Source organism: Rhizobacter sp. P1_G5, assembly GCF_056405435.1.
Genome location: NZ_JBFUCB010000313.1, coordinates 1 through 6,851 on the forward strand (window position 1 = coordinate 1; position 6,851 = coordinate 6,851).

General features: G+C 72.5%; 5 protein-coding genes. 1 reads left to right on the forward strand and 4 read right to left on the reverse strand.

The window, feature by feature from the left end; genetic code table 11:
* The 4 genes from AC1D12_RS20190 to AC1D12_RS20205 form a co-directional block, all read right to left on the reverse strand.
* The coding region (locus tag AC1D12_RS20190) for a DUF3999 family protein (RefSeq protein ID WP_477842475.1) at positions 1-791 on the reverse strand (791 nt) is incomplete at its 3' end.
* Positions 788-4,507: a DUF2339 domain-containing protein gene (locus AC1D12_RS20195; RefSeq protein ID WP_477842477.1), complete on the reverse strand. Its 3,720-nt coding sequence runs from the start codon at positions 4,505-4,507 to the stop codon at positions 788-790. The genes AC1D12_RS20190 and AC1D12_RS20195, both read right to left, overlap by 4 nt.
* An 85-nt stretch (positions 4,508-4,592) precedes the next feature.
* The gene (locus AC1D12_RS20200) at positions 4,593-5,624 is read right to left on the reverse strand and encodes a DNA topoisomerase IB (protein WP_465112999.1); all 1,032 of its coding nucleotides are present in this window, start codon (positions 5,622-5,624) and stop codon (positions 4,593-4,595) included.
* A 61-nt stretch (positions 5,625-5,685) separates the two neighbouring features.
* Positions 5,686-6,147: a PA2169 family four-helix-bundle protein gene (locus AC1D12_RS20205; RefSeq protein ID WP_465112998.1), complete on the reverse strand. Its 462-nt coding sequence runs from the start codon at positions 6,145-6,147 to the stop codon at positions 5,686-5,688.
* 191 nt (positions 6,148-6,338) lie between these two features.
* Between AC1D12_RS20205 and AC1D12_RS20210 the strand changes: the two genes are divergently transcribed.
* Positions 6,339-6,851 (forward strand): RNA polymerase factor sigma-54 (locus AC1D12_RS20210; protein WP_477842480.1); only part of this gene is annotated, 513 nt, incomplete at its 3' end.

Consider the following 6,851-nt stretch of genomic DNA (forward strand, 5'->3'; position numbering starts at 1 on the left):
GTCTCGCCCCGCACCAGCCAGCCGACGCGCGCCACCGTGTTCGCATCGTGCGGCAGCAGTTCCAGCGCCTCCACGGCCACCGCCGGCAGCGTGTAGTCGCAATGCTGCGCATCGCAGCTCGCCGGCGCGATCGGCTCGCTCCATTGCAACGCAGGTTGCGGCCATTGCAGCGTCGCGCTCGTCGCCTCGGCCCCCGTGAGTTCCGGCACCGGCCCGCTGCCGAGGCTGCGCAGCCGCAGGTAGGCCGCCCGCACCCCGCCGAGCTCGATCACGCTGCTGTCGAGCCGCTGCCCCTGGTGCTGCAGCGACACCAGCTGCACCTCGGCGCGCACCATGCGCCACTGCGTCAGGTCATCGCTCGCCTCCACCGCGACCGGCCAGGCACCGTTCGCGCGCTCGGGGAAGGCGAGCGCGACCTCCATCACCGAGCCCTTCACGCCGCGCAGGTCCAGCACCCAGCCGCGCGGCGTGTCGTCCGGCGCGTCCTTGGCGTCCTTCCTGGCCGGCTTCGCCGCGGGCAGCTTGAAGACCGGCACGCTGCCGGTGGCCAGGCTCTGCTGCGCCGGGGGCGCTGCATCGGCCCAGGCATGGGGCAGCGGCTCGCCGAGCGCATTGCGCAGCTGCAGCCCGCGCAGGTCGGCGGTGCCGGCCTGCAGCTGCCACGCGAGCGGCAGTTCGAGCGTGTAGTACGGCCCGGCGCCTTCCAGCTTGAGCCCCGCCGCAGGCGGCACCGCCATCGCCGCCATCGTCCACACGGCCAGCATCGCCGCCCCGATCCAACGCGCGTTCATGCCGCCACCTCGGCGTCGACCGCCGCCGCGCGCCGTGGCGGCACCGGCGCGAAGTACCCCACCACCAGCAGCAGCACGCCGACCACGATGAAGGACACGATGCGGTACAGCCCGCCCTGGTCGGCCAGCTCGACGAAGAACAGCTTCAGCACGACGATGCCCAGCAGCGCCGCGCCGACGATCCACACCGTGCGCAGCACGCGCCGGTGGCCCAGCAGCATCAGCCCGACGCCGACCAGCGACCAGGCCACCGACAGCATCGCCTGCGTCAGCGTCGACGCGAACAGCGAAGCCTCGTCCCACGGCACATCGGCCGCGTGGTGCGCCAGGCGCAGCACCAGCCCGGTGTAGACCGCGAAGGCGCTCAGGCCGAGCACGCCCAGCACAGCCGCCGGCGGCACGCGCTCGCGCACCGGCTGCGGCAGCGCGCGCAGCCACAGCGCCAGCACCAGCAGCGCCAGGCACTGCCCGATCTCCAGCGGGTTCAGCAGCGGCAGGTACGGCAGCGGCGCGGCCGTGCCGTCGTGCGCGTTCGCGCCCCACACCCACAGCAGCAGGCCGAGCGCGAGCGGCGCCGCACCGACCACCAGGTAGGCCTCGCGGAAATCCGCCACCGGCCAGCGGCGCAGCACCGCCGGCCGCGTCAACGCGAACACCGCGGCGGCGATCACCGGCACCCAGCCGAGCACGCGCCAGGCCGAACCGGGTTCCCCCGCGTCGAACAGATGCACCGCCAGCTCGCCCGCCGCGACACCGACGAACAGCCACAGCCCGAGCACGTGCACCGCCTGCAGCGGCCAGCCGCCGAGCCACGCCGCCTGCCGGCGCAGCAGCAGCACATGCCACAACAACGCCACCGGCCACGCCAGCCAGCCCAGGTGGGCCGACGGCGTGATGTCGAACGCCGCCATGCCGAGCGCGATCACCACCAGCGACGGCAGCGTCAGCGCGGTGGCCTGCCCGAGCACGCGCCACTGGCGCCACGCCGCGAGCATCGTCGCCAGCACCGAGCTCGCGACCACGCAGCCGACCAGCGCCGCCGGCCAGCCGTCCCGCGCATCGGCCTCGCGCAGCAGGTGCAGCACCTGCGGCACCAGCATCAGCCCCCACCACAGCAGCGACCAGCCGACGATGCCCCATTGCACGACCGCCTGCCGCGTCCACGCGAGGGCCGCGTTCGATTCCGGCCGCGCCGCGCGCTGCAACGCATCGCCGGCCAGCAGCCCGGTCAGCGCAAGGCCCAACGGCAGCCCCAGGCGCAAACCGCCGAACGGCGCATGCGCCAGCAGGTCCGGCCCGAAGGCCAGCGTCGCCACGGCAGCAGCCACCTCCAGCAGCAGCCAGCCGAACGCCAGCGCCGGGTGCGCGATGCGCAGGCCGAGCCACAGCGCACCGACACCCAGCCACGGCCACACCAGCGCCGCGCGTTCTGCCGGCAGCACGCACAGCAGCCCCAGCGCGACCACCGCCAGCCCGGCGAGCAACGCGGCGCCGCTCGCCAGCGACCATTGCGGCAGCGCGTCACGCTCGTCCATGGCCCGCAATTGAGCACGCAGCTCCAGCCACGCGGTCGCGAGCAGGCTGCCACCGACCAGCAAGGCCGCGACCAACCCTGGCCACCCGTCGCGCGGCGCGTCCTGCGGATCGAGGTGCAGCGAAGCCGCCAGCCCCGCCAACGCGACCAGGTGCAAGGCCCCCGCGCCGGCCATCAGCACGCGCAGCGCAAAGCGGTGGCCGAGGGTCGCCAGCACCAGCGCGAGCAAGGCGGTCGCGACCGAGGCCCACAGCGGCACCAGCACCATCCATCCGAGCAGCGCCGTCGTACCGGCCGCGAGCCACGGCAGCGCGATGTCGTTGCCCTGCTCCCACCCGGCGCGCTGCGCCACCGGGTGACGGTGATGCACGCGCCACATCGCCAGCACGCTGGCCAGCATCAGCAGCACGCCGATCAGCGAGCCGTCGATCAGCGGCGTGCCTGGCGTGAGATCGAGCGACAACGCACTCACCAGCCGCACCACCGCGCCGGCCAGCACCGCGAGCGCGAACGCCCGGGTGTAGAGCCGATGCTGGCGCACGCCGAGCCAGAACATGCCGGCGGCCTCCACGGCCCAGGTGGCACCGGTCCACGCGCCCTCCAGGGCTAGCGGGATCGCGAGCGTGGCGAAGATCACGCCGACGATCACATGCGCCTCGCCGAGCAGCGCATAGCGGATGCGCGCACTGCGCAGCAACGCGCCGCCGATCACGAGGTAGAAGAACGCAAAGCCGAGTGCCGACCAGGCCGCGCCCCATTCGGTGTCCTTCACCATCAGGTACTGCAGGCCGAAGGCCGCCAGCGGCACGCCGAACACCAGYGCGCTGTCGACGCGCCCGACCTGCTGCAGCGCCTGCCGCGCGCGCTGCGCCAGCGGATCGGTCACGGCAGGGTCGTCGCCCAGCGCCAGCGCGCGCCGCGCGAACAGCACGCCGATCGCGGTGAACAGCACGAAGAACAGCAGCAAGAAGGCCTGCGTCGACGCGTACAGCGCGTCGGTGTAGTGCGCCTGCGCCCAGGCGCCGGCCAGCGTGAAGGTGCCGACCGCGCCGATCAGGTTCAGCGGTCGCCAGGCCTTGTGCCAGGCCATCAGGAAGATGCCGACGTCGAGCACCGCGAGGTAGCTGAACAGCGCGATGTGGTTGCCGCCGCCGGTCGAGACCAGCACCGGCGCGAGGAAGCCCTCGGCCACCGAGACGTAGGCGAGCCACGGCGCGTTCTGCAGCACCGCGAGCGCCGCACCCAGCACCGCGACGACCGCCATCACCGCGAAGGCAGCGCCCGGCGGCAGCAAGCCGTTCAGGCGCAAGGCCGCCAGCGCCGTCAGGTAGAACACGCCGATGCCGGCGCCCTGCAGGATCAGCCCGTAGCCCTGGCCGCCGGCGGCATCGCGCCGGTCACGCAGGCGCCAGCCGAGCACCAGCATCACGACCCCGACCAGCGCGACGCCGGCGTAGCGGAACTCGACCGGCAGGGTCGCGCGCTCGGCCACATAGCGCAGCAGGAACGCGAGGCCCAGGAACAGGATCAGCACGCCCACCTTGACGATGGTGTTGCCGCCGAAGATCCAGCGCGCGAGGAACGGCGGCAGGCGGTCGCGCAGCGGCAGCGTGGGTTCGATGGGCGGCGGCGGCGGGGTCGTGCGCGATGGCTCGGTCCACGGGGCGGGTGCCGCGGGCTCCTCGGCGGCTGTCGCCACCGCAGGCTCGAAGACCGGCGCGGGGACGGGTTCGGGGACCGGCACCGCGATCGACGCGACCGCGGGTTCGATCGATGCGGCCGCACTCGGCACGGGCCGGGGTTCGAGGACCGGTTCGAGATCGAGTTCGAGGACGGTGTCCGGCACCGCCGCCGGGACAGGTTCCACGCTGGCGGGCACCGTGCCGGCCGACAGCCGCTGCACCTGCAGCCGCAGTGCGCTCACCTCGTGCTCCAGCGCCGCGACGCGTTGCGCGAGATCCGGCGCTGCTGGGGCGACCATCGGCGCTGCGCCCTGCGGCGTCGCCGCCTCGTCCGGCATCCCGGGCCAGGCCTCCTCGGCCGGCGCTGCCGCCTCGGCCTGCTTCGACTTGCGGATCTGCCACACCACGAGCGGCGTCACGATCAGCATCACCAGCCCACCGGCCGGCCCGCCGAGCGCCAGGCCCACCAGGCCGCCCAGTACCGCATAGACGAAGTTCATCGGCCCTCCACCGCTGTCCTTGTGGCGGCGATTATGACGAGCGCCCCGGGCGCGCCCGGACGCCCTTTCGGGGGGTTGCAGGGGATCAGGCGCCGGTGAGGTAGGCGACCAGCTGCCGCTCGGCCACCGACCAGCCGCGGCGCCGGCGCAAGGCGGCGAGCCGCTCGGCCGCGCTGCGCAGCCGCGCCGGCGTCGCCTCGAGCACCCGCGGGTGCACGTACGACTTGCGGCATACCGCCACCGTGTTGCCCAGCCGCTGCGCCACGTCGGCCAGCACGTCGTTCAGCTCGCGGCGCGTGAAGCCTTCGTCCTCTCTCTTCTCTTCGGTCCGCTCGCCGGGCAGTTCGCCCAGCAGCGCCAGCGCATGCACGCTCGCATGCCAGGTGCGGAAGTTCTTCGCGGTGAATTCGGCCCCGCTCGCCTCGCGCAGGTAGTCGTTGACGTCGTCGCTGCCGATGCCGTGCAACTCGCCATCGTCGCCCTCGTACTGGAACAAGGCCTGTCCCGGCATCGCCTGGCAGCGCCGCACCACGCGCGCGACCCGCGGGTCTTCGAGCGCCACGCGGTGCTGCACGCCGCTCTTGCCACGGAACTGCAGCGTGATCTCGCGCCCGTTCACGCGCGCATGCCGGTTGCGCAGCGTCGTCAGGCCGAACGAGCCGTTGCTGCGGGCGTACTCGTCGTTGCCGATGCGCACGAGCGTCGTGTCGAGCAGGCGCACGACGGTGGCGAGCACGGTCTCGCGGCCCGGCCGCGCGCCGCCATCCTTCAGGTCGCGCTGCACCCGCGCCCGGATGCGCGGCAGCGCCTCGCCGAACTCCAGCATGCGGTCGAACTTGTCCTCGTCGCGCACCCGCCGCCACTCGGCGTGGTAGCGGTACTGCTTGCGGCCGCGCGCATCGCGCCCGGTGGCCTGCACATGGCCGAGCGGCGACGGGCAGATCCACACCTGCGTGTACGCGGGCGGGATCGCCAGCCGCCGGATCCGCTCCAGTTCGCTGCGCTCGCGCAACGGCCGCCCGTCCGGGCCGATGTAACTGAAGCCGGTGCCGCGGCGCGCCCGGCGGATGCCGGGCACCGCATCACTGACGTACTGGAGGCGCTGGCTGGCGGGCACAGTCCCTCTGCAAATTCGACCGGGTGAAGTTTTCTGACGCCGGTAAGAACATCGGCAGGATTTACGTTCCGCTCTTCGCGCGTTCGCGATCGCGCAGCATCTTGATCTGGTCGTGGTTTCGCTGCACACCGAGCTGCATGCGCGCCACCACCGACTTCACCGGCTCCGGCAGGTCGTCGTCGCGCAGCGCCGCGCGGTAGCGGGCCAGCGCCGCGTCCTCGCCGCGCTCGCACTCGTCGAGCATCGCCTGGTCGGTGTAGCCCACCAGCGAGCCGCGCACCGCGACCCAGCCGCGGTGCAGCGAACCGGCGGTCGTGCCGTCGTCTTCCGGTTCGCCCCCGTACTGCGCGACCAGCGGCGCCAGCTCCTCGGCGGCGCGGCGGCATTCGTTGGCGCGTTGCGTGAACAGCGTGCGCAGCTCTTCCGACTGCACGTGCTTCGCGCAGGCGAGGAAGCCGAATTCGCCGTCCTTCGAGGTCTCGATCAGGTCGTTCAGGGTGTCGACGATGTCATCGTGGCTCATGGTCAATTCCTTTCAGTTGGAGGCCGTGAGGCCCGTACCCTCCTCCGGCACTTGGCGTGCCCGCGGCCCTCGGTGGCACATGTGTTGCAGAGCGATGACTGAGATGTTTTCCCTGCGAGGCATCGTCCTACGACGAGCTTCCGCCAGGGATCACCAGGGATCATGAAAACCAATCTCAAGGAGACCGCGGAATGAATGCACCGACCCTTCGAACCGAGGCGCGGCAAGTCCAGGGACTGACGCCGCGCCTGCAGCGTGCGGTGCGCCTGCTGCAGCTGTCGTCGCAGGACTTCGTCCAGGAAATCCGCGACAGCATGGTGACCAACCCGTTCCTCGAACTCGAGGAGGCCAGCCCCGACGTCGTCGCACCCGCCACCTTCGACCCGGCGCTGTCCGAGGCCGTGCCGATCGCCGAGGCGGACACGCTCGCACCGGCCAATGACGCGACGATGGACACCGCGATGGAGGCCCCGCCGTCGGCCGATACCGACATGGCGTTCGAGCGCGACAGCTGGCAGGCCGGGCCGGGCAGCACCGGCGGCGGCTCGGGCGACAGCGACATCAGCGCGATGGAGCTGGTGGCCGCCGACATCGACCTGCGCCAGTACCTGCGCTCGCAGATCRCCATGCTGCCGTTGGACGAGCGCGACCATGCGCTCGCCTGCACGGTCATCGAATCGCTCGACGACGACGGCTACCTGCGC